Origin of the sequence: Pseudonocardia broussonetiae (assembly GCF_013155125.1) — a bacterium.
Lineage (GTDB): Bacteria > Actinomycetota > Actinomycetes > Mycobacteriales > Pseudonocardiaceae > Pseudonocardia > Pseudonocardia broussonetiae.
This window is the reverse complement of sequence record NZ_CP053564.1, coordinates 1,773,513-1,793,640: the sequence shown is the minus strand read 5'-3', so window position 1 is coordinate 1,793,640 and position 20,128 is coordinate 1,773,513. Positions and strand designations below refer to the sequence as shown.

The window sequence follows — 20,128 nt, the reverse complement described above, 5'->3', positions numbered from 1 at the left end:
CCTTCCGTGCCGGGGAGGGGGACCGCGGCCGGCCGGGGTGCGCCCCCGGCCGGCCGCGCCGGGGTCAGCCGGCCAGTCCCTCCGCCCACGGGTAGGAGGTGAGGTACGGGTCCGGCTCGATCGGGGCGCCGGAGGACCACTCGGTGTTGATCAGGCCGTCCGGCGAGATGCGCCCGATCAGCGCCGTCTTGGCGATGTGGTGGTTCTCCCCGTTGACGGTGACGGTGCCCTCGGGAGCGTCGAAGCTGACCCCGTCGGCCGCGGCCTGGATCGCGGCGACGTCGAACGAGCCCGCGGCCTCGACCATCCCCTTCCACAGGAACAGCGACGTGTAGGCCGCCTCCATCGGGTCGGAGGTGACGCGGTCCGCGCCGTAGAGGGTCTGGAAGTCCGACACGAACTGCTTGTTCACCGGGCTGTCGATGGTCTGGTAGTAGTTCCAGGCGACGAGCTGGCCGGCGATGTTCGACGCGCCGATGCCGCCGACCTCCTCCTCGGCGATCGACACGCTCAGCACCGGCATCGCCTCGGCCGTGAGGCCCAGCGACTGGTACTCCTTGAAGAACGCGACGTTGGAGTCGCCGTTGAGGGTGTTGAACACCGCGTCGGCGCCCGCGTCGCGGACCTTGGCGACGATCGTGCTGAAGTCGGTGTAGCCCAGCGGGGCGTACTCCTCACCCTTGATCTCGATGCCGTTCGCCTCGGCGTAGGCCTTGATGATCCGGTTCGCCGTCTGCGGGAAGACGTAGTCGCTGCCGACCAGGAACAGGCTCGTGACGCCCTGCTCCTTGAGGTAGTCCAGGGCGGGCACGATCTGCTGGTTGGTGGTGGCCCCGGTGTAGAAGATGTTCGGCGAGGACTCCAGTCCCTCGTACTGCACCGGGTAGAACAGCAGCGCGTCGTTGCCCTCGAAGACCGGCAGCATCGCCTTGCGCGAGGACGAGGTCCAGCCGCCGAAGACCGCGGCTACACAGTCGTCGCGGATGAGCTTCTCGGCCTTCTCGGCGAAGACCGTCGGCTCGGAGGCGCCGTCCTCGGCCACGATCGTGAGCTGCTTGCCCAGGACGCCGCCCGCCCCGTTGATCTGGGCGGCCGCCATCTCCAGGGAGTCGTAGACGGTGTTCTCGCTGATCGCCATCGTGCCGGAGCGGGAGTTCAGGAAGCCGATCTTGATCTCGCTCCCCGAGGTGTCGACGCAGGACGCGGCGGCCGCGCCGGAGGCGTCGTCGACGCGTGCGCCGCACGCGGCGAGGAACAGGCCCGTCGAGAGGGCGACGGCGAGGAGCGCGGTGCGACGCGCGCGGACCGTGGACAAGTGAGCCTCCAGAGGCTGAGGTCGGCCGTGGGATCCCCGGAGCCCGGTGGCGGTGACGTGCGGTGGACGGTGCCCGCACTCGTGGAAAACTAGGAATCGGTTGTTTCGCCCACGAACGGATGTCGTGAACACCGGTGTCCCGAACGGGCGGGCCGGGAGGGTCCGCGGTAACGCGATCGTCACCGTGTGACGGTCACGACACCCCGGAGAGTGACCTCGCGGCCGGTCCAGCGCCGCCGCAGCCACCGGTCGTGACTGGCGACCACCACCGCGCCGGGGCTCGTGCGCAGCGCCTCCTCCAGCTCGTCGCACAGGGCCGGGGAGAGGTGGTTGGTGGGCTCGTCGAGCAGCAGGAGCTGCGGGGAGGACGCCACGAGCAGCGCCAGCTCCAGGCGCCGGCGCTGGCCGACCGACAGGACGCCGACGGGCCGGTCGAGGTCGCGCGGCGCGACCAGGCCGAGGTCCTGCAGCGGGACGGCGCCGCCGGCGGCCTCGTAGTAGCGGCGCGGCGTGCGGTCGGGGTCGGGCAGCCCGACGTCCTGCGCCAGCATCCCGATCCGCAGCCCGCGCCGCCGGTGCACGACGCCCGCGGCGGCCAGCCGACCGGCCAGCACCGCCAGCAGCGTCGACTTCCCCGAGCCGTTCGGGCCGCTCACCAGCACGCGGTCGGTGGCGCCGACGTCGAGCGCGTCGATCACCAGCCGCCCCGGCACGCGGACCTCCCGCAGCGCGGCGGCCGGCCCGGGCGCGGCGTCGCCGACGGTCGCGGTGAAGCGCAGCGGCTCGGGCGGGCGGCGCACCTGGTCGCGGTCGAGCTCGTCGAGGCGGCGCCGGGCGTTGCGGACGCGACGGGAGACCTGGCTCTGCACGCGGCCGCGCTTGAACCCGTAGAACATCTTGGGCTGGTTGCCGCGCGGGCGGCCCGGCGCGACCTCGCGGGCGGTCACCGCGACCGAGCGCCGCAGCTCGGCCAGCTCCTCCTGCTCCTCGGCGTAGCGGTGCTCCCAGCGCTCGCGCGCGGCGCGCCGCGCGGCGAGGTAGGCGGAGTAGCCGCCGCCGTGGCGGGCCGGGCCGTCCACGGCCGGGTCGAGGTCGACGACGTCGGTGCACACCGCGTCGAGGAACGCGCGGTCGTGGCTGGCCAGCACGACGACGCCGGGCAGCGCGCGCAGCGTCTGCTCCAGGAACGCGGCGGCGTCGTCGTCGAGGTGGTTGGTCGGTTCGTCGAGCAGCAGGGCGTCGGGCCGCCGGACCAGCAGCGCGGCGAGCCCGACGCGGCTGCGCTGCCCGCCGGACAGGGAGTCCAGGCGGCGGTCGCGGGCCACGTCGGCGAGGCCGAGGCCGTCGAGGGTGCGGTCGGCGCGGCGGTCGGCGTCCCAGGCGTCGTGGTCCTGCGCCCACTCCAGCCGCTCGGCGTACTCGTCGGCGCGCTCGGGCAGGGCGGCGGCGAGGACGTCGAGGGCGGCGAGCGCGGCCCGGGCGTCGCGCAGGGCGTCGTCGAGCACGTCGGTGACCGTGGCCGAGCCCGGCCAGGGCAGCTCCTGGTGGGCGAAGCCGAGGTCGGCGGGCCGCTCGACGGTGCCGGCGTCGGGCTCCTCGACGCCCGCGAGCAGCCTCAGGAGCGTCGACTTGCCTGCGCCGTTCTCCCCGATCAGCCCGATCCGGCGGCCGGGGGCGGCGGTGAGGGAGACGCCGTCGAGGACGACGCGGTCGCCGTAGGCGCGGACGAGGTCGTGGGCGAGGAGGGCTGAGGGCATGGGTGCGCACCACCGGGGAGTTCGGGTGACGGGCAGCCGCCGGGCCGGGCCGCGGGCGGGTGCGGGGTGCGCTCAGCTCTCCATGTCGCGGCCGACGGTGCCCGACGCTCCGGGCCCGGCGCAACGGGTTTCCGCGCCCGGATGCGGCCATCCGGGTGGACCCGCGACCGCTCCGGAACCCGTGTGACGGTCCCCACGTTCCCGGGCCGTGCATCTCCTCGTGCGCTTCCTCCTGGCCCCGCTCGCCCGGCTGCTCTGGCGGCCCGTCGTCCAGGGCGTCGAGCGCCTGCCCGCCCGCGGCCCGCTGATCCTGGCGGCCAACCACCGCGCCGCCGTCGACACCGCCGTGATCGCGCTGACGGCGCGGCGGCCCGTCGCGTTCCTGGGCAAGGCCGAGTACTTCGTCGGGCGCGGGATCCGGGGCCGGGCGCTGGCGCGCTTCCTCACCGCGCTCGGGTACGTGCCCGTCGACCGCGCGTCGGCCCGGGCCGGGCTCGACGCCCTGCACGCGGGCCGGTCGGTGCTGGAGGCGGGCGGCGCGTTCGCGATCTACCCGGAGGGCACCCGGTCGCTCGACGGGCGGCTGCACCGCGGCCACACCGGCGTCGCCACGCTGGCGCTCGACACGGGCGCGCCCGTCGTGCCGGTCGCGCTGCTGGGCACCGAGCGGGTGCAGCCGGTCGGGAAGCGGTTCCCGCGCCTGCGCCGGGTCGTGATCCGCTACGGCGAGCCGCTCGACTTCTCCCGCTACGACGGCCTGCAGAGCGCGCCCGCGATCCGCCGCGCCGTGACCGACCAGATCATGGACGCCATCGCGACGCTCTCGCAGCAGGAGTACGTCGACACCTACCACGAGCGCCCCGCCGCCTGAGCTACCAGCGGACGGCGTCGAACAGGGCGCGCAGGCGGGCGGCACGGGCCGGGTGTCCGGCGCCGGCCCAGGCGATCCGGCCGAGCAGGTGGTCGCGGAACGCCGGGTGGCCCGCGCGGTTCTGCGCCTCCGGGCCGGTCCGGGCGCAGTTGTGCAGCAGGGCGCGCAGGGCGTCGTAGTCGGTGCGGGCGACGGCCGGGTGCGCGTTGACGACGAGTCCGGTGACCCGCTGGCGGTGGTGCGCCGGGGCGATCCGCGTCTTGTCCGGCCGGACCCGGAAGCCCTCCTCGGCGGCGATCGCGGTGACCCGGGCGACGAGGCCGTGCGCGGGCAGCCGGTCTCCGGAGAAGACCAGGTCGTCGGCGTAGCGGCCGTAGCGGGCGCCGAGCGCGCCGGCCAGGCCGTGCAGGCGGCGGTCGAGGGTGTGGGCGAGCAGGTTGGCGACGGCCGGGGAGGTCGGCGCCCCCTGCGGCAGGTGCGGGTGGGCGAGGCGGTCGAGCAGGCGCCGGCGCGCGCCGACGTCGCCCCCGGCCGGGGCCGCCCGCCGGACGGGCGCGGGCGTGCTCGTGACCAGCAGCCCGGCCAGCGCCGACGCCACCGCGTCCGGGTAGCCCGCCGCGCGCAGCAGCCCCGCGACCCGCGCCCCGGACACGTGAGCGAAGAAGCCCTCCAGGTCGAGGCGGACGACGGTCGCGGCCCCGGTGTGCTCCGCGGCCAGCGTGTGCGGGGAGCGGCCGCGGACGAACCCGTGCGCGGCGTCGTGCACGGGGATCCGCGCCAGGACCCTGCGCCCGACCCGGCGCTGGAGCTCCGCGAGCCGCGGGGCGGGCGTCTCCAGCAGCCGGGGCGTGCCGGAGCGGGAGGTGGTCCAGCGGCGGCGGTAGTGGTGCAGCGGGCCGTCAGGGGTGCGGTGCAGCCAGCCGCCGCGGTCGGCGAACCAGTCGAGCTCGCCGGTCCGCAGGTCCAGGCCGCGGGCGAGCGCGTCGAGGCCCGTCCACGGCTCGACGGGCCAGCGCCAGGCGACGTCCGACGGCGGCGACTCCGGGACGACGTGACGCCGCCGGGGGCGCGCGGCCAGCAGCGCGGCCACCTGCGCCCCGACCCGCTCGGGACGCCCGGCGGGGGCGCGCGACCAGCGGGCGAGCAGCGCCGCGACGACGTCGCCGACCTCGTCGGGCCCGCCCCACCCCCGGCACCCGGCGATGCGGGTCGTGAGGGCGTCGACGGTCCACGGCCCGGGCAGGAGCGCGGCGAGGACGTGCGGTTCGGGGGCCACGGTCAGGCGGACCCGGTTCCCCGGGCGATGCAGCGGCCGCGGACGACCGGTGTTCCCGTCGGCCGCGCAGGGGAGGCATGCCGTACCTGCCCGTCCTGCGTGGGACGCCGTGCCGCACTGAGGTGGTGCACCCCGGGGTTGCCCCGGAGCCACGAGACCCGCCGTCGGGGCCGGGTGCTCGCCGTCTCGACCGCGCGCCGCTGCATCGGCGGCGACGCTACCAACGCTGCATGAGAACGGGCTCGCACACAGGCCGCGGGGCTCGCACACAGGGCCGGACCTGTGTGCGAGCCCCGGGAGGTGTGTGCGAGGTCAGGGGCGGACGAGCAGCCAGTCGACGGTGTGGCGGTACCAGGTGCGGCGCTCCAGCGGACGGGGGTGGGCCACGCCGTCCGACACCGCCGTGAACGGCTCGCCGCCCACCTGGACCGCCCGCCCCAGCGCCGCGCCGCGGCCGGAGCGGGAGCCGGGTGGCACCGGGATCGTGGTGCCCGACGGCAGGCCGGTGCCGCGGCCCGCGCGCACCGCGACGCCGCCCGGCCCCGCCGCCACGACCAGCCGGGGGGTGCGCCCGCGCAGGACCAGCACGTCGTCGCAGTAGCACTCACCGGTCAGGTCGCGGATCTCGCCGGCGCCCACGAGCACCCCGCCGGTGTCGTCGCGCACCAGGGGCACGGGCGAGGCGACGCCGGTCAGCGCGAGCGCCGCGGCGTCGCGGGGCAGGCCCCACGCGCGGGCCGCGGCCGAGCGCCGGGAGGCCGGGACGTAGGCGACCTCGACGTCGAGCCGCTCGGTGCGCAGCAGGCGCAGCACGACCGCGGCGAGGTCGGCGTCGGTGCCGTGGACGACGAGCCGGCCCGGGTGGTGCTCGGCCAGCACGGGGTCCAGGGCGTCGCGCCCGGGCCGGGCGGGCAGGGCCACGGTGGGCACCTCGCCGAACGCGGGCACGCGACGACTACCGTGCAGCGGGAGCCGCCGCTCCGGGGCGCAGGTCACCACCAGTGCTGTCGAGTCGATCGTGCCCACGTGATCGGTTACCCTCCCGCCGCCACTCTGCTCGAGATCGTCGCTCGAAGAACTGGAGTCTCACATGCCCGCCATCGTGCTGATCGGCGCCCAATGGGGCGACGAGGGCAAGGGCAAGGCCACCGACATCCTCGGTGATCAGGTCCAGTGGGTGGTGCGCTACCAGGGCGGCAACAACGCCGGCCACACGGTGGTGCTCCCCGACGGCCAGAACTTCGCGCTGCACCTGATCCCGTCGGGCATCCTGACGCCCGGGTGCAAGAACGTGATCGGCAACGGCGTGGTGGTCGACCCCGGCGTGCTGCTCACGGAGCTGAAGGGCCTCGAGGACCGCGGCGTCGACACGAGCGGGCTCCTGATCAGCGCCGACGCGCACTTGATCATGCCGTACCACGTGGAGATGGACAAGGTCACCGAGCGGTTCCTGGGCAAGGCCAAGATCGGCACCACCGGCCGCGGCATCGGCCCGGCCTACCAGGACAAGGTCTCGCGCGTCGGGGTCCGCGTCGCCGACGTGCTCGACGAGAAGATCCTGCACCAGAAGGTCGAGGCGGCGCTCCACCTCAAGAACCAGGTCCTGGTCAAGGTCTACAACCGGCGCGCGATGGACGTCGACCAGGTGGTCGACTCCGTCCTCGAGCACGGCCGCGCCTTCGCCGACCGCATCGCCGACACCCGCCTGCTGCTCAACCGGGCGCTGGAGGGCGGCGAGACGGTGCTGCTGGAGGGCTCGCAGGGCACGCTGCTCGACGTCGACCACGGCACCTACCCCTTCGTCACCAGCTCGAACCCGACCGCGGGCGGCGCGTCCGTCGGCTCCGGCATCGGCCCGACCCGGATCACGCGGGTCATCGGCATCCTCAAGGCGTACACGACCCGCGTCGGCTCGGGCCCGTTCCCGACCGAGCTGCTCGACGCCATGGGCGAGCACCTGCGCAAGGCGGGCGGCGAGGTCGGCGTCACGACCGGGCGTCCGCGCCGCTGCGGCTGGTTCGACGCCGTGATCGGCCGCTACGCCGTGCGCGTCAACGGGATCACCGACTTCTTCCTCACCAAGCTCGACGTCCTCTCCGGCCTGGAGACGGTGCCGGTGTGCGTCGGCTACGAGGTCGACGGCCGCCGCGTCGACGACATGCCGATGACGCAGTCCGACGTGCACCACGCCGTGCCGGTCTACGAGGAGCTCCCCGGCTGGTTCGAGGACCTCTCCCCGTACCGCACGTTCGACGAGCTGCCGGCCACTGCGCGCGCCTACGTCGAGCGCATCGAGGAGCTGACCGGCGCGCCGGTCAGCGCGATCGGCGTCGGGCCCGGCCGGGACCAGACGATCACCCGCGACGTCTAGGTCGTGAGTGCGAACGGGTCAGTTCGCGCAGGCCCCGGTGTCGACCTCGTCGCCGAGGCGGGCCTGCGGGTTCACCGACGCCGCGACCTGCTCGTTGGTGAGCACGAAGCCGGTCTCGCTGTCGTCGAGCGCCGCGCCGAACACCACGCCGATGACCTGGCCGTCGCGGTCGATCATCGGGCCGCCGGAGTTGCCCGAGCGAACCACCGCGCGGACGGTGTAGACGTTGCGCGACACCGTGGCGTCGTCGTAGATGTCGGGGCCGTTGAGCGTGATCTCCTGGCGCACCTTGGCCGGCGACGGCGTGAACGGCCCGTCGAGCGGATAGCCGAGGATGATCGCGTCCTCGCCGACCTGCGCGGGCTGCGGGCGGAAGGCCAGCGCCGGGGCGTCGAGCTCGGGGATGCGCAGCACCGCGATGTCGACGGCCGGGTCGTAGAGGACGACCTCCCCGGCCAGCTCGACCGGGTTGCCCCGCCGCCCGATGACCTCGACCCCGACCTCGTCGGTGCCCGCGACGACGTGCGCGTTGGTCATCACCAGGCCGTCGCCGATGACGAAGCCGGTGCCCTCCAGCGCGCGCTGGCACGACGGCGCCCGGCCGCGGACCTTGAGCACGCTGTCGGCGACCTCGGTGACGACCGGGCTGCCGGCCAGCGCCGGGTCGGGCGGGCCGACCTCCTCGATCGGGGTCTGGTCGAACGAGTCGAGGATCCGCGGGAAGCCCGACGTGTCGAGCAGCTGGCGCAGCTCCTCGGGGAGCGCGCGGGCGCCGGCCGGCATCACCGAGTCGACGACGCGCAGCACCTCCGACCCCCGCACGCCCGACGCGAGGCCCGGGAAGCTCGCCGAGGCCAGCGGCAGCGCCACCAGCCAGGCCGCGATGACGACGGTGATGGCCTGCAGGACCGAGCCCAGCGTGGAGTCGACGCGCAGCGTGTTCTCGCCGGTGATGCGGTCGCGGATGCGGCGGCCGAAGAACACCCCGGTGGTCTCGCCCAGCGCCACGAGGAGCACGACGACCACGATGCTGACGACGATCCGGGTGCTGGTGGACTCGATGCCCGCGGCCAGCAGCGGGGCCAGGCGCACGCCGAGGACCGCGCCGCCCAGCACGCCGACGAACGAAAGCAGGGCGACGGCCATCCCGTGGCGCCACCCGGACACGCCCGCGACGAGCGCGAGCGCGATGACGATGAGGTCGACCCAACTCACGACGGTCTCCTCATGCTTCGGCGCGGGCCCGCAGCCACGCCTCGTCCAGATCCAGCACCCGGGACGGCTCCCAGGGCCGCGCCCAACCACCCAGATCCAACAGCGCGGACAATAGGCCCCCGGTGAAGCCCCACACGAGCAGGCCCGCGACCAGGAAGCCGGGGCCCGTGTAGCCGCTCGGATGGCCCACCTGGATCCGGTTGGCGGGGTCGGCGAGGGTGGCCAGCGGCACGCGGACGACGGCCGCGGTCTCCCCGGCGTCGACGGCGTGCACCGCGCTGGGCCGCTCCCACTGCGCCAGCACCGGCGTGACGACGAACCCCGACGGCGGGATGTAGAGCTCGGGCAGCAGCGCCAGCGGGAGGACGCCGGCGGGGTCGAGGCCGGTCTCCTCCTCGGCCTCGCGCAGCGCGGTGGCCACCGCGTCGGCGTCGCCCGGGTCGGCGCCACCGCCGGGGAAGGCGACCTGGCCCGCGTGCTCGCGCAGCGTGCTCGCGCGCTCGACGAGCAGCACGTCGGGCCCGTGGTGCTCGTCCTCGGCCAGCAGCATGAGCACGGCCGCCCGGCGGCCGCCCTCGGGCGGCGGGATGCGGTGCCGGCTCAGGGTGAAGGCGTCGACGTCGCGGACGGCGTCGACCAGCGGGCGCAGCGACGGCGCGGCCTTCTCGGGCCGCAGCGCCCCTCCCGGCTCGTCCACCCTCACGACAGCGCCGCCACGGCCGCCGCGACGGCGTCGGCGTCGGCGAAGGGCACCGGCGGGTCGACGCGGGCGACCGAGCCGTCGGCGCGGGCCAGGAACGAGTAGGGCAGGCCGGGCGGCACGTCCAGGGCCGTGCGCAGCGCGGAGCCGGTGTCGAGCGCGGACGGCAGCTCGACGCCGAGGTCGGTGAGCAGGCGCAGCGCGGCGCGCGGGTCGTCGTCGACGTCGACGAGCAGCACCGGCACCGACCCGGGCCGCGCGGCGTACTCGGCGAGCGCCGGCAGCTCGTCGCGGCACGGGCCGCACCAGGACGCCCACAGGTTGAGCAGCACGGGACCGCCCGCAGCGACCGACCCGAGGTCGACCGGCCCCTCGGCGCCCAGGCAGGCGACCGTGACACCGGCGAGCGGCCCGCCGGCCGGCGCCGACGCCGGCACCGGGCACGGCGGCAGGGCCGCGGCGGCGCGCAGCGGTGCGAGCTCGGCGTCGGGCACGGCGACGGCCTGCGGGGCGACCGGGCCCCCGGCCGGCCCCCCGGCCGCCGCGGGCGCCTCGGGCGAGCGCGGCCACAGCGCGAACACCGCCAGCGCGACGAGCAGCACGACCACCGCGGTGGAGACCACCTCCGCCCGCCCCGGGCCGGTGCGCGGACGGGTCACGGCACGTCCTGCTCGATCGCCGACGGGGTGGCCGCGGCGGCGTCGAGGCCCGCGGGGGAGTCGGCGGGCGCCGGGGCGGGCTCGCCGTCGTCGGCCAGGCCCACCCGCGCGAGCAGGAACGGCCGCGACGGGCCCTTGACCAGCTTCGCGGCCTGCACCGGGTCGGTGGGGCCCTCGCCGTAGGCGGGGCAGTCGGCGGCCAGCGAGCAGGCGCCGCAGGCGGGCTTGCGGGCGTGGCAGACGCGGCGGCCGTGGAAGATCACGCGGTGCGACGTCATCGTCCAGTCGCGCTTCGGCACGAGCGCGCCGATCGCGTGCTCGACCTTGACCGGGTCCTCCTCCGCCGTCCAGCCCCAGCGGCGCACCAGGCGTCCGAAGTGGGTGTCGACGGTGATGCCGGGGACGTCGAACGCGTTGCCGAGGATGACGTTGGCCGTCTTGCGGCCGATGCCGGGCAGCGCCACCAGCTCGTCGAGCGTGTGCGGCAGCTCGCCGCCGTGCTTCTCCACGACCGCGGCGCCGAGCCCGATCAGCGAGCTGGCCTTGTTCCGGAAGAAGCCGGTGCTGTGGATCATCTCCTCCAGCTCCGCGCGGTCGGCCTCCGCGTAGGCCAGGGCCGTGGGGTACCGGGCGAACAGGGCCGGGGTGACGAGGTTGACGCCCTTGTCGGTGCTCTGCGCCGACAGGATGGTGGCGACGGCCAGCTCCAGCGGCGTCCGGAAGTCGAGCTCGCAGTGCGCGTCGGGATGGGTGTCGGTGAGCTCGCGCAGCATCCGGCCGACGCGGCGCGCCCGGCCCAGCGGCGGCTCGCCCTCCGCCACGCGCTTCGCGAGCGCGGCCGCCTTGCGGGTCGTGGGGGAGGAAGCGGTCACCCGACGAGCCTACGGCGGGCCCCCGACACGCCGACTCGGGTCACCACCACCGAACACCCGGACACGATCGGGTATCGGATACCGCCACACCGACCCCGGTCCCGCGTAACAACGGGCTGTGCGGGAACATCTCTCCTGATATGACTGCCTGGCTCTCCGTCCTCGTTCCGCTGCTCGTGATGTTCTTCGCGCTCGGCATGGAGCGCGTGGAGTCCAAGCTGCGTGAGTCCACCGTGCGTCCGGAAGAGCTCGAGGAACTGCTCGAGCGCCCCCGTCCGGACGAGGTCCGCGCCCTGTTCCGGCAGGGCACCGGACGCGCACTGGAGCTGTTCCGGTTGCGCAACCGCGCCCCTCGCGGCCGCAAGCCGGAGAAGCGCGAGAAGGCCGCCTGACCGTCCTCCGGACACCCCGGACGGGCCATCGGGACGGCGTCACGAACCCCAAGTAGCCCGGACGTGCACGGAAAACGACCATCGCGACGTCACACAGGGTGGGCGCACCCCCTAGACTGGCGCGCCGGTGATCCGCCGCGGGGCAGCGGCCGGGACGAGGAGCGGTGAAGTGGACGAGATTCTGATCCGCGCAGGCATCTTCCAGGGGGTCGAGCCGCACGCGGCCGACGCGCTGGCGCAGGCGCTGGAGCCCGCGGAGTTCCCGCGAGGGCACGTGATCTTCGCGGAGGGCGAGCCGGGCGACCGCCTGTACATCGTCGGCACCGGGAAGGTGAAGATCGGCCGCAAGTCGCCCGACGGCCGGGAGAACCTGCTGATGGTGGCCGGCCCGTCCGACATGTTCGGCGAGCTGTCGATCTTCGATCCGGGGCCGCGCACGTCGTCGGCCACCGCGGTCACCGAGGTGCGGACCTACACGATGGACCGCACGGCCCTGCGCGAGTGGATCGGCAAGCGCCCCGAGATCGCCGAGCAGCTGCTCCGCGTGCTCGCCCGGAGGCTGCGCCGCACCAACAACATGCTCGCCGACCTCATCTTCACCGACGTCCCCGGACGCGTGGCGAAGTCGCTGCTGCAGCTGGCGCGCCAGTTCGGGTCGCAGGAGTCGGGGCTGCTGCGCGTCACGCACGACCTCACGCAGGAGGAGATCGCGCAGCTCGTGGGCGCGAGCCGCGAGACCGTGAACAAGGCCCTCGCCGACTTCGCGCACCGCGGCTGGCTGCGCCTGGAGGGCAAGAGCGTGCTCATCCTGGAGCCCGAGCGCCTGGCCCGCCGGGCCCGCTAGACAGCTCCGCCGAACGGCACTCCCGGGACCCCGGGGGTGCCGTTCGTCGCGTCCGCGGCAATAAAGTAGTACGGGCGTGCCAGTTCGTGCGATCCTGGTCGGCGTGTCCCCCTCCACCGCCCTCGCCGACTACCGCGCCGCCCTGACCGCCCCCGGTGCCCTCGTGCCCGCGCTCGCCTCCGCGCTGGCACGGCTGCCGATCGCCATGACCACGCTCGCGGTGCTGCTCTACGTGCAGCGCACGACGGGGTCCTACGCCGTCGCCGCGGTGGTCTCGGCGGGCACGCTGGCCGGGGAGTCGCTGGGCGCGGTCGCGCAGGGCCGGTGGATGGACCGCACCGGGCCGATGCGCCCGCTGCTGCTGACGGCCGCGCTCTACGCCGTCGCCGCGACCGGGCTGGTCCTCGCGATCGAGGCGGACGCGGCCGTCCCGCTGCTCGTCGGCGCGGCCGCGGTGTCCGGGCTGGTGCGCCCGGCGATGCCGGGGGCGTCGCGCGCGCTGTGGGCGCGGCTCGTCCCGGCCGGCCCGCGCCGCGACGCGGCCTACAGCTACGAGGCCATCAGCCTCGAGACGTTCTTCATCCTCGGCCCGGCGCTGGCCGCGTTCCTGGTGACGGCGCCGTGGCCGGGCACCGCGCTCGCCGTCGCGGTCGCCGGGATGGTCACGGGCACCACGGTCTTCGCGCTCAGCCGCCCGGTGCGCACGCAGGCCCCGTCGGAGGGCGGGCCGTCGATCGGCGTGCTCGGCGCGCTGGCCGGGCGCGGGATGCGGACGGTCGCGATCGCGTCGCTGGGCTTCGGCCTCGTGATCGGCGCGGTCGAGGTGGGCGTCAACGCGGTGGCCACCGAGCAGGGCTCGCCGACGCTGGGCGGCGTGCTGCTCTCGGCCTGGTCGGTGGCCTCGGTGGTGGCCGGCATCGCCTACTCGCTGCGCCCGTGGCCGCGCCCGCTGCACCTGCGGATGCCGTTCCTGCTGGCCGCGTTCGCCCTCTGCGTGGCGGCGATGGCGCTGGTCGGGCCGCTGGCGTCGCTGCCGGTGCTGGTCGTCGCGATGCTGGCGGCCGGGGCGCTGATCACGCCGCAGGTCACGGCCCACTCGCTCGGCGTCGAGGCGACGGCGTCGGCGGGCACGGCCACGGAGGCCTTCGGCTGGATCGTCACCGCCGCGGTGCTCGGCATCTCCGCGGGGCAGGTCGCGGCGGGCGTGGCGGTCGACGTGGCCGGGGCCGCGAGCTCGTTCCTGGTCGGCGGGGTGGCCGGGGCGGTCGTCGCCGCGGTGCTGTGGGTGCGGCGGGGCACGCTGGCCCCCGCCCGGCAGCTCGTGGAGGCCTGAGCCCCTACGCCCGCAGGTAGGCGAGCTGGGCCTCCACCGACCACTCGGCGGCCGGCCACAGCGACTCGTCCACGTCGGCGTACACCAGCTCCACCACCTGCCGGGCCGAGGCGCCGGCCCCGAGCCGGTCCAGCGCGCCGCGCACCTGCTCCAGGCGCTGCTCGCGGTGCGCCAGGTAGGCGGCGGCGACGGCGGGCGCGTCGGGCAGCTCCGGACCGTGCCCGGGCAGCACGGCGGTGCCGGGGGCGAGGTCGGCGATGCGGCGCAACGAGTCGAGGTACGGGCCGAGCTTGCCGTCGGGGTGGTCGATGACGGTGGTGCCGCGGCCCAGGATCGTGTCGCCGGTGAGCACGGCCTGCGCCGCGCCCGGGCCGTCGAGCAGGAACGACACCGAGTCCGACGTGTGCCCCGGCGTGCGGACGACCCGCAGCTCGACCCCCGCCGCGGCCACGACCTCGCCCTCGCCGAGCGCCTCGGAGCCCAGCACGAGCGACGGGTCGAGCGCCCGCACCGGCGCGCCGGTCAGCTCGGCGAAGCGGGCGGCGCCGCCGGCGTGGTCGTGGTGGCGGTGGGTGATCAGGACGAGGGCGACGGGGCCGTGCGCGGCCACCCGCTCCAGGTGCCCGATCTCGTCCTCGCCCGGGTCGACGACCACGCACTCCTCGATGCCCGGAGCCCGCAGCACCCAGGTGTTGGTGCCCTCCAGCGTCATCGGCGACGGGTTCTCCTCGAGCAGCACGGAGGCCAGCGGTGTGACCGCCCGCAGCTGCGCGTAGGTGGGGTGCGTCATCGGCGCGAGCGTCATCGGAGGTCCCCCGGACGCAGGTGCCCGGCCGCGACCTCGAAGCCCTCGTCGCCGGGCAGCACCACGACGACCTCGTCGCCCTCGCGCTTGACCTTCGGGATCACCGGCCGCACCGTCCGCGCCGCGGCCGCCGCCATCACCGACGCGGTGTCGGGGAACTCGGCGATCTCCTGCAGCGTGCGGAACGTCGGCGCCATCAGCTCCATCTCGCCCGCGCGCCAGCGGTCGAGCGCCTCGGCGGGGTACCACCAGGCCGCCTCGACGGCCTCGGTCGTGTGCGCGTCGGCCTCCTGCCCGTGCGGCACCGCGGCGACGAAGAACGCGGTGTCGTAGCGCCGCGGCGACTCCTCCGGGGTGATCCAGCGCGACCACGCGTCGAGCAGGTCGGCGCGCAGGACGAGCCCGCTCTCGACGAGGACCTGGGGCAGCGTCCGGCGCCGGGCGACCAGGTCGGCGCGGGCCTCGGCGAGCACCATCGGGTCGGGCGTGGTCCCGTCGGAGCGGGCGGCCAGCAGCACGCCGCACTCCTCGAACGTCTCCCGCACCGCGGCGTGCACGAGCCGCCCCGCCGCCACGGGCTCGGCCGCGAAGCGCTCGCCCCACCACTCCGGCAGCGGTCCGGCCCACAGCTCGGGATCGGGCACGTCGGCCTGGTCGACGCCGCCGCCCGGGAACACCGTCATGCCGCCGGCGAACGCCATCCCGGCCACCCGCCGCTGCAGGAACACCTGCAGCGGCCGCTCGCCGGGGGTGTCGCGCAGGAGCAGCACGGTGGCGGCGGGTCGGGGCACCGCTGGTTCGGGGGTCACGACTGCACCCTAGAACGTGGCCGCCCGCCGCCCCGGTCCAGGAAAGCCACGTTCCGGTCCGCAGGGGGCGGGAACGTGGCTCTCCTGAACCTCCGGGGAGGGCGATCCGCGGCATGATGTCGCCCCGTGCGGACTCTTCGGGTGGGCCTGGTCGGCGGCGGTCCCTGGGCGAGGCGGGTGCACGGCCCCGCGCTCGTCGCGCATCCCGGGACCGATCTGACGACGCTGTGGACGCGGCGTCCCGAGGTCGCGGCGGAGCTGGCGGGCGCGCTGGGCGGGCGCGCGGTCGGGTCGTTCGAGGAGCTCCTCGACGACGTCGATGCCGTCGCGTTCGCGGTGCCGCCGCAGGTGCAGGGCGAGCTCGCCGTCCGGGCCGCCGCGGCGGGGAGGCACGTCATCTGCGAGAAGCCGCTCGCCGCCGACCTCGACGCCGCCCGGGAGGTGGCCGCGGCGGCGGCCGGCGTCACGTCGGCGCTGGTCCTGACCCTGCGCTACGACCCCGACATCGCCGGGTGGCTGGCGGGCGTCCCGGGCGGGGCCGGGCCCGACACCGTCGGCTCGGTGCGGTGGCTGTCCGGGTCGCTGCTCGGCGGGCCCTACGCGGCGTCGGGCTGGCGGGCCGACCACGGCGCGCTGCTCGACCTCGGCCCGCACGTCGTCGACCTCCTCGACGCCGCGCTCGGGCCCGTCACCGGCGTCGACTGGGCCCACCACGACGAGCCCGACCTCTGGCGCTTCTCCCTGCGCCACGACGGGGGGTCGCACAGCACGGCGACGATCTCGCTGCGGCTGCCCGTCGACCCGTCGGAGATCGAGCTGGCGGTGTTCGGCGGCGCCGGGCGCCACCGCTTCTCCGGGGGCGCCGCCGACGCCCCGACCTGCTACGCGCGGCTGCTCGACGGGTTCGTCGACGCCGTGCACGGCGGCCCGCCGGTCATGCTCGACGCCGCCCGGGGGCTGCGCCTGCAGGAGGTCGTCGACGAGGTGCTGCGGGCCGCGGGCTGATCCCCGGCCCGTCCCGTCAGCCCGTCAGCTCGCCCGGTCGGGCGGCGGGTGCGGGCCGCGCCCGTTCGGCGCCGGCTGCGCGGGCCCGCCGGCGTCGCCGCCGATGCCCGCCCGGCGCGAGACGCGCGGGCGGGGCGCCTCCGGTGCGCCGAGCTCGGCCTGCAGCCGCGCGAGCAGCTCGCGGTCGGCCTCGGACAGGCGCGCCACGGCGTCGTCCTCGGGCCCCGGCTCGGGGGACGGGGCCGCCGAGCGCGACGGCAGCGGCGCGGGCCGGGCCGAGGGCTGCGGCCGGGGCGGCGGCGGGACCGGCGACCCCGGCTCGGACCGGGGGAACGACGACGGCGACGGCGACGGCGACTGCGACTGCGACGGGAACTGCGTCGGGGCCTGCGGGGGCGTCGACCGGGGTGCGGGGCGCGGCGCGGCGAACCCGGCGGCCGTCCGCTCCTCCTGCTGGGGCTCCTCGCGGGCGGGCTCCTCGCGGCGGGACTCCCCGTGACGGGCCTCCTCGCGCCGGGCCTCGTCCTCCGGGCTGCCGGGCACGGGCTGGTCGGGGTCGAGCGGGTCGGTGGCCGACCGGGACATCGCCCAGTCGCCGGAGATCCAGTCGGCGAGCCAGTCGTCGGAGACGGGGGCCTCGGTACCGTTCTCGGCCCGCTCGGCGCGGTCCGGGCGCCCGTCCTCCTCGGCGTGGTCGCCCGTCGTGCGCAGCGGCAGCGTGCCCAGGCCCAGCGGGTCGGCGGCGTCGATCCGCGTCGCGAACCCCGACTCCTCCGGCTCGCGGTCGTCGCCCGGCCCGAACGGGTCGTGGTCCGACGCCCGGGCCGGGGTGTCGGGATCGGCGTGCTGCGCCGGATCGCGCGGGAAGTCGGCGACCGGCGCGAGCGGGCGGTGCCGCGTGAGCGGCGTCGGGGGCGTCGCCGGCCGGGGCAGGGGGGTCACGGCGGACGGACGCGGGCGCGGGCCGTCGGTGCGCGAGCGCAGCGGCGTGACCGCCGCCGGGCGGACGCCGGGCCGCCGCGGGCCGGGGTCGATGCGCTGGTCGGCGGGCGAACCGAAGTCCCAGGAGGGCTCCTCGGCGCGGGCGGGGGCGTCCCGGTCGTCCTCAGGGCGGAGGTCGTCGCCGGGGGCGAGGTCGTCCTCGTCGTCGGACCGGCCGTCGACCCGGCCCAGGGTGTCGGCCCGGCCCGCGGTGTCGACCCGGTCCACGGTGTCGACCCGGCTCACGGCGGCGGCCCGGTCCCCGCTGTCGGTCCGGTCGTCCCCGCGGCCCGTCCCGACCGCGTCCCCGTCGTCCGTCGCGTCCGCGGACGGCGCCGGGCGCCCGGGCTCGTCCCGCGGCGCGGCGGGCGCCCCGGCCACCGGCTGCGCCGGCTCCTCGGCCACCGGCTCCTCGTGCGCGGGCTCCGCGGGCACCGGCTCCGCGGGCACCGGCTCCTCGTGCGCCCGCTCCGCGTGCACAGGACCACCGAACGCCGGCTCCGCGTGCGCCTGGACGTCGTGGGCCCGCGCGTCGGACAGGGGCGCCTCGGACGGGGCCGCGTCGGAGGAGGCTGCATCGGGGACCGGTCCGTCGGACGGCGGCGCCGCGTAGGCGGACGGGTCGTACGCCGGGATCTCGTAGGCGGGGATCTCGTAGGCCGGGATCTCGTACGCCGGGATGTCATAGGCCGGGCGGTCGTAGGCCCGGCTGTCGTGAGCCGGGCTGTCGTAGGCCGAGCTGTCGTGGGCCGGGCTGTCGTAGGCCGGGCTGTCGTAGGCCGGGCTGTCGTAGGCCGGGCTGTCGTGAGCCGGGTCGTCGTAGCCCGAGCCCTCGTGGGCCGGGCCGTCGACGTCGGGACGCTCGTACGCCGGGCCGTCGTACCCCGGCGCCTCCGGGACGTCGGACGACCGCCGCGCCGCCGCCGGCTCGGGCGGCATCACCAGGCTCCCGAGCGTCGGCCAGGCCGTGCCGGAGCCCACCTCGGGCGTGCCGGTGGGGGGCGTGACCGGCTCGGGCTCCCCGACGTCGGATCCGGCGGGGTCCTCGGAGGAGGCCCCGTGCACCGGCAGGGCCGAGCGCAGCGCCGCCTGCTGGTACTCCGGGCGCGGCGCCCCGGCCACGACGACCTCCACGGCCGCCGGCGCGCCGACCCGCGCGCACGCGATGGCGAGCTGGTAGGCGAGCACGTCGACCGGGCGCTGGTCGTCGGCGGCCACCTCGACGAGGACGACCGGCTGCGGCAGCGGGCCGGGGGCGGAGCCGGCGGGGGTCGAGCGGAAGGTCACCCAGGTCCGGCACCCCGCGACGAGCCGCTCGGGCAGCGCTCCCACGGCGGCGGCGAGGTGCTCGACGCCGCGGCCGGCGTCGAAGCGGTGGGGGGTGCCGGCCTCGGCGGCGGGCGGCAGGACCGCCTCGGCGTCGAGGTCGGTGCGGGCCGAACGGGCGGCGGCGACGACGGCGGCGCGCTCGCGCGGCGGCAGCGGCGTGCCGTCGGCCACGAGCGTGCCCGTGATCAGCTCCAGCGCGCGGCCGTCCTCACCGACGGCGACCAGCTCGCGGCACCAGGCCAGCAGGTCGTCGTCGATGCGGCCGGCGAGCGCCAGCAGGACCTCGTGGGGCGAGTCGCCCGTCGTCCGGTCGTCCATCCGGACCTCCCGTTCCATGCGTTGCGTGTCAGCGACCCGCTGCGACGGCCTCCGCCGGGGAGCGGGCGGCGGTCCACAGCGGTGCCGATCCGATGATGGCCGCCTGGTGGTAGGCCGGGGGCTCCCCGTGCGCCGGGAGCACCTCGACGCACGGTGTGCGGTCGCCGTGGGCGCGCAGGACGCGCTGCAGCGTGCCGGTCAGGACCCACCGCCGTTCACCGCCGTGGACGACGACGACGCGCTGCTCCGCGGGGCCCGAGCGCCACGCCTGGCGCAGCTCCACGGAGCCCGGGTGGCCGCGGACGACGCCGAGCACGCTCAGCGCGGCGGCGTCGAGCGCGGCCGGGCCGTCGTCGCCGGGACCCGACCGGAAGACCGCGGTGGAGTGCACCGGACCGTCGAGCGGCAGGACCGCCTCCAGCAGCCGCCGCGACGCCCCCCACACGCCGGCGCTCGCGACGAGCAGCGCGCGCTCGGCGTCGGTGAGGCCCAGGCGGTGGCGCAGCAGCTCACGGGTGAGCACCGCCGCCAGCGGCTCGTGCGCGCCCGCGGCGAGCCAGTCGCGCAGGCGCCACAGCACCTCGTCCGGCAGCCGCCCGGCCAGCGCGACCAGCAGCTCGTGCCCCGACTCCTCGGGGGAGGTCACGGCCGGACCTCGACGACGAGCTCCACCTCGACCGGCGCGTCCAGGGGCAGCACCGCCACCCCGACGGCCGACCGCGCGTGCGCCCCGGCCTCGCCGAAGACCTCGCCGAGCAGCTCCGACGCCCCGTTGATCACCGACGGCTGGCCGGTGAAGTCCGGCGCGGAGGCGACGAACCCGACCACCTTCACCACGCCGACGACCGCGTCCAGGCCGACCAGCGCGTCGACGGCGGCCAGCGCGTTGAGCGCACAGGTCCGGGCCAGGTCGCGGGCGGTGTCGACGTCGACCTCGGCGCCGACCTTGCCGGTGGCGGGCAGCTTCCCGTCGACGAACGGGACCTGGCCCGCGGTGAAGACGAGGTCACCGGTGCGCCGGGCCGGGATGTAGGCCCCGGCGGGGGCGGCGACGGTCGGCAGCGCGATGCCGAGCTCGCGCAGCTTCTCCGTCGGCGTCACGACTGGACCGGGCGCTTGAACCACGCCACCAGCTGCTCGCCGTTGGCGCCGGCCGTGACCGTCACCAGCTCCCAGCCGTCGCGGCCGAAGTTGTTGAGGATCGCCTGGGTGCTGTGGATCAGGACGGGCGCGGTGAGGTATTCCCACCTGGTGTTCGCGGGGGCACTCATGGCCA

20 protein-coding genes are annotated in these 20,128 nt (G+C 76.4%); 6 read left to right on the top strand and 14 right to left on the bottom strand.

Features of this window, described 5'->3' with window-relative positions; translation table 11 throughout:
* Positions 1 to 64: 64 nt before the first annotated feature.
* Positions 65 to 1,315 (bottom strand): urea ABC transporter substrate-binding protein, encoded by a 1,251-nt coding sequence (gene urtA, locus HOP40_RS08835; RefSeq protein ID WP_205347131.1) that lies wholly within the window; start codon positions 1,313 to 1,315, stop codon positions 65 to 67.
* A gap of 179 nt (positions 1,316 to 1,494) precedes the next feature.
* A complete protein-coding gene (locus HOP40_RS08830; protein WP_172156523.1) occupies positions 1,495 to 3,072 on the bottom strand; it encodes an ABC-F family ATP-binding cassette domain-containing protein in 1,578 nt (525 codons plus the stop codon).
* Positions 3,073 to 3,280: 208 nt separating this feature from the next.
* On the opposite strand from HOP40_RS08830, the gene HOP40_RS08825 reads away from it, so the two are divergent.
* Positions 3,281 to 3,943: a lysophospholipid acyltransferase family protein gene (locus HOP40_RS08825; RefSeq protein WP_172156521.1), complete on the top strand. Its 663-nt coding sequence runs from the start codon at positions 3,281 to 3,283 to the stop codon at positions 3,941 to 3,943.
* 1 nt (position 3,944) lies between these two features.
* Here HOP40_RS08825 and HOP40_RS08820 read toward each other — a convergent pair whose 3' ends face one another.
* Positions 3,945 to 5,219 carry a reverse transcriptase family protein gene (locus tag HOP40_RS08820; protein WP_240157590.1) on the bottom strand — a complete coding sequence of 425 codons (1,275 nt, stop codon included), beginning with the start codon at positions 5,217 to 5,219 and terminating at the stop codon, positions 3,945 to 3,947.
* Between the two features lie 312 nt (positions 5,220 to 5,531).
* On the bottom strand, positions 5,532 to 6,245 hold the full coding sequence (locus tag HOP40_RS08815; protein ID WP_240157589.1) for a hypothetical protein: 714 nt from the start codon (positions 6,243 to 6,245) through the stop codon (positions 5,532 to 5,534).
* Positions 6,246 to 6,309: 64 nt separating this feature from the next.
* Between HOP40_RS08815 and HOP40_RS08810 the strand changes: the two genes are divergently transcribed.
* Positions 6,310 to 7,590 (top strand): adenylosuccinate synthase, encoded by a 1,281-nt coding sequence (locus HOP40_RS08810; RefSeq protein WP_172156519.1) that lies wholly within the window; start codon positions 6,310 to 6,312, stop codon positions 7,588 to 7,590.
* 18 nt (positions 7,591 to 7,608) lie between these two features.
* Here HOP40_RS08810 and HOP40_RS08805 read toward each other — a convergent pair whose 3' ends face one another.
* The 4 genes from HOP40_RS08805 to nth are packed head-to-tail and all read right to left on the bottom strand — an operon-like array spanning position 7,609 to position 10,937.
* Complete coding sequence (locus HOP40_RS08805) at positions 7,609 to 8,805, bottom strand: MarP family serine protease (protein ID WP_172156517.1); 1,197 nt, start codon at positions 8,803 to 8,805, stop codon at positions 7,609 to 7,611.
* A 10-nt stretch (positions 8,806 to 8,815) separates the two neighbouring features.
* Entirely contained in the window at positions 8,816 to 9,502 is a 687-nt protein-coding gene (locus HOP40_RS08800) for an NUDIX hydrolase (protein ID WP_240157588.1), read from the bottom strand.
* 2 nt (positions 9,503 to 9,504) lie between these two features.
* Positions 9,505 to 10,164, bottom strand: a complete 660-nt coding sequence (locus tag HOP40_RS08795) for a TlpA family protein disulfide reductase (protein ID WP_172156506.1) — start codon at positions 10,162 to 10,164, stop codon at positions 9,505 to 9,507.
* Complete coding sequence (gene nth, locus HOP40_RS08790; RefSeq protein ID WP_172168088.1) at positions 10,161 to 10,937, bottom strand: endonuclease III; 777 nt, start codon at positions 10,935 to 10,937, stop codon at positions 10,161 to 10,163. Before nth ends, HOP40_RS08795 begins: the two co-directional genes overlap by 4 nt.
* 239 nt (positions 10,938 to 11,176) lie before the next feature.
* On the opposite strand from nth, the gene HOP40_RS08785 reads away from it, so the two are divergent.
* From HOP40_RS08785 to HOP40_RS08775, 3 genes are all read left to right on the top strand, one after another.
* Positions 11,177 to 11,428, top strand: a complete 252-nt coding sequence (locus HOP40_RS08785) for a hypothetical protein (protein WP_172156504.1) — start codon at positions 11,177 to 11,179, stop codon at positions 11,426 to 11,428.
* Positions 11,429 to 11,597: 169 nt separating this feature from the next.
* Positions 11,598 to 12,272 (top strand): Crp/Fnr family transcriptional regulator, encoded by a 675-nt coding sequence (locus HOP40_RS08780; RefSeq protein WP_172156502.1) that lies wholly within the window; start codon positions 11,598 to 11,600, stop codon positions 12,270 to 12,272.
* Between the two features lie 103 nt (positions 12,273 to 12,375).
* Positions 12,376 to 13,605 carry an MFS transporter gene (locus HOP40_RS08775; protein ID WP_172156500.1) on the top strand — a complete coding sequence of 410 codons (1,230 nt, stop codon included), beginning with the start codon at positions 12,376 to 12,378 and terminating at the stop codon, positions 13,603 to 13,605.
* Between the two features lie 4 nt (positions 13,606 to 13,609).
* Here the strand turns inward: HOP40_RS08775 and HOP40_RS08770 are convergent, their stop codons facing one another.
* Together HOP40_RS08770 and HOP40_RS08765 are read right to left on the bottom strand one after the other, a co-directional pair.
* Positions 13,610 to 14,395, bottom strand: a complete 786-nt coding sequence (locus HOP40_RS08770; RefSeq protein WP_205347130.1) for an MBL fold metallo-hydrolase — start codon at positions 14,393 to 14,395, stop codon at positions 13,610 to 13,612.
* 11 nt (positions 14,396 to 14,406) lie between these two features.
* Positions 14,407 to 15,219, bottom strand: coding sequence for an NUDIX hydrolase (locus HOP40_RS08765; protein ID WP_172156496.1), 813 nt, complete (start codon positions 15,217 to 15,219; stop codon positions 14,407 to 14,409).
* Between the two features lie 126 nt (positions 15,220 to 15,345).
* Between HOP40_RS08765 and HOP40_RS08760 the strand changes: the two genes are divergently transcribed.
* Positions 15,346 to 16,224 carry a Gfo/Idh/MocA family protein gene (locus tag HOP40_RS08760; RefSeq protein WP_172156494.1) on the top strand — a complete coding sequence of 293 codons (879 nt, stop codon included), beginning with the start codon at positions 15,346 to 15,348 and terminating at the stop codon, positions 16,222 to 16,224.
* Positions 16,225 to 16,248: 24 nt separating this feature from the next.
* Here the strand turns inward: HOP40_RS08760 and HOP40_RS08755 are convergent, their stop codons facing one another.
* From HOP40_RS08755 to HOP40_RS08740, 4 genes are read right to left on the bottom strand one after another with little or no spacing between them, the layout of a single operon-like run.
* On the bottom strand, positions 16,249 to 18,852 hold the full coding sequence (locus tag HOP40_RS08755; RefSeq protein WP_172156492.1) for a hypothetical protein: 2,604 nt from the start codon (positions 18,850 to 18,852) through the stop codon (positions 16,249 to 16,251).
* 28 nt (positions 18,853 to 18,880) lie between these two features.
* Entirely contained in the window at positions 18,881 to 19,498 is a 618-nt protein-coding gene (locus HOP40_RS08750) for a hypothetical protein (protein ID WP_172156490.1), read from the bottom strand.
* Positions 19,495 to 19,953 carry a RidA family protein gene (locus HOP40_RS08745; RefSeq protein ID WP_172156488.1) on the bottom strand — a complete coding sequence of 153 codons (459 nt, stop codon included), beginning with the start codon at positions 19,951 to 19,953 and terminating at the stop codon, positions 19,495 to 19,497. Before HOP40_RS08745 ends, HOP40_RS08750 begins: the two co-directional genes overlap by 4 nt.
* A complete protein-coding gene (locus HOP40_RS08740) occupies positions 19,950 to 20,123 on the bottom strand; it encodes a Sp36 family protein (RefSeq protein ID WP_172156486.1) in 174 nt (57 codons plus the stop codon). Before HOP40_RS08740 ends, HOP40_RS08745 begins: the two co-directional genes overlap by 4 nt.
* Positions 20,124 to 20,128: the final 5 nt, after the last annotated feature.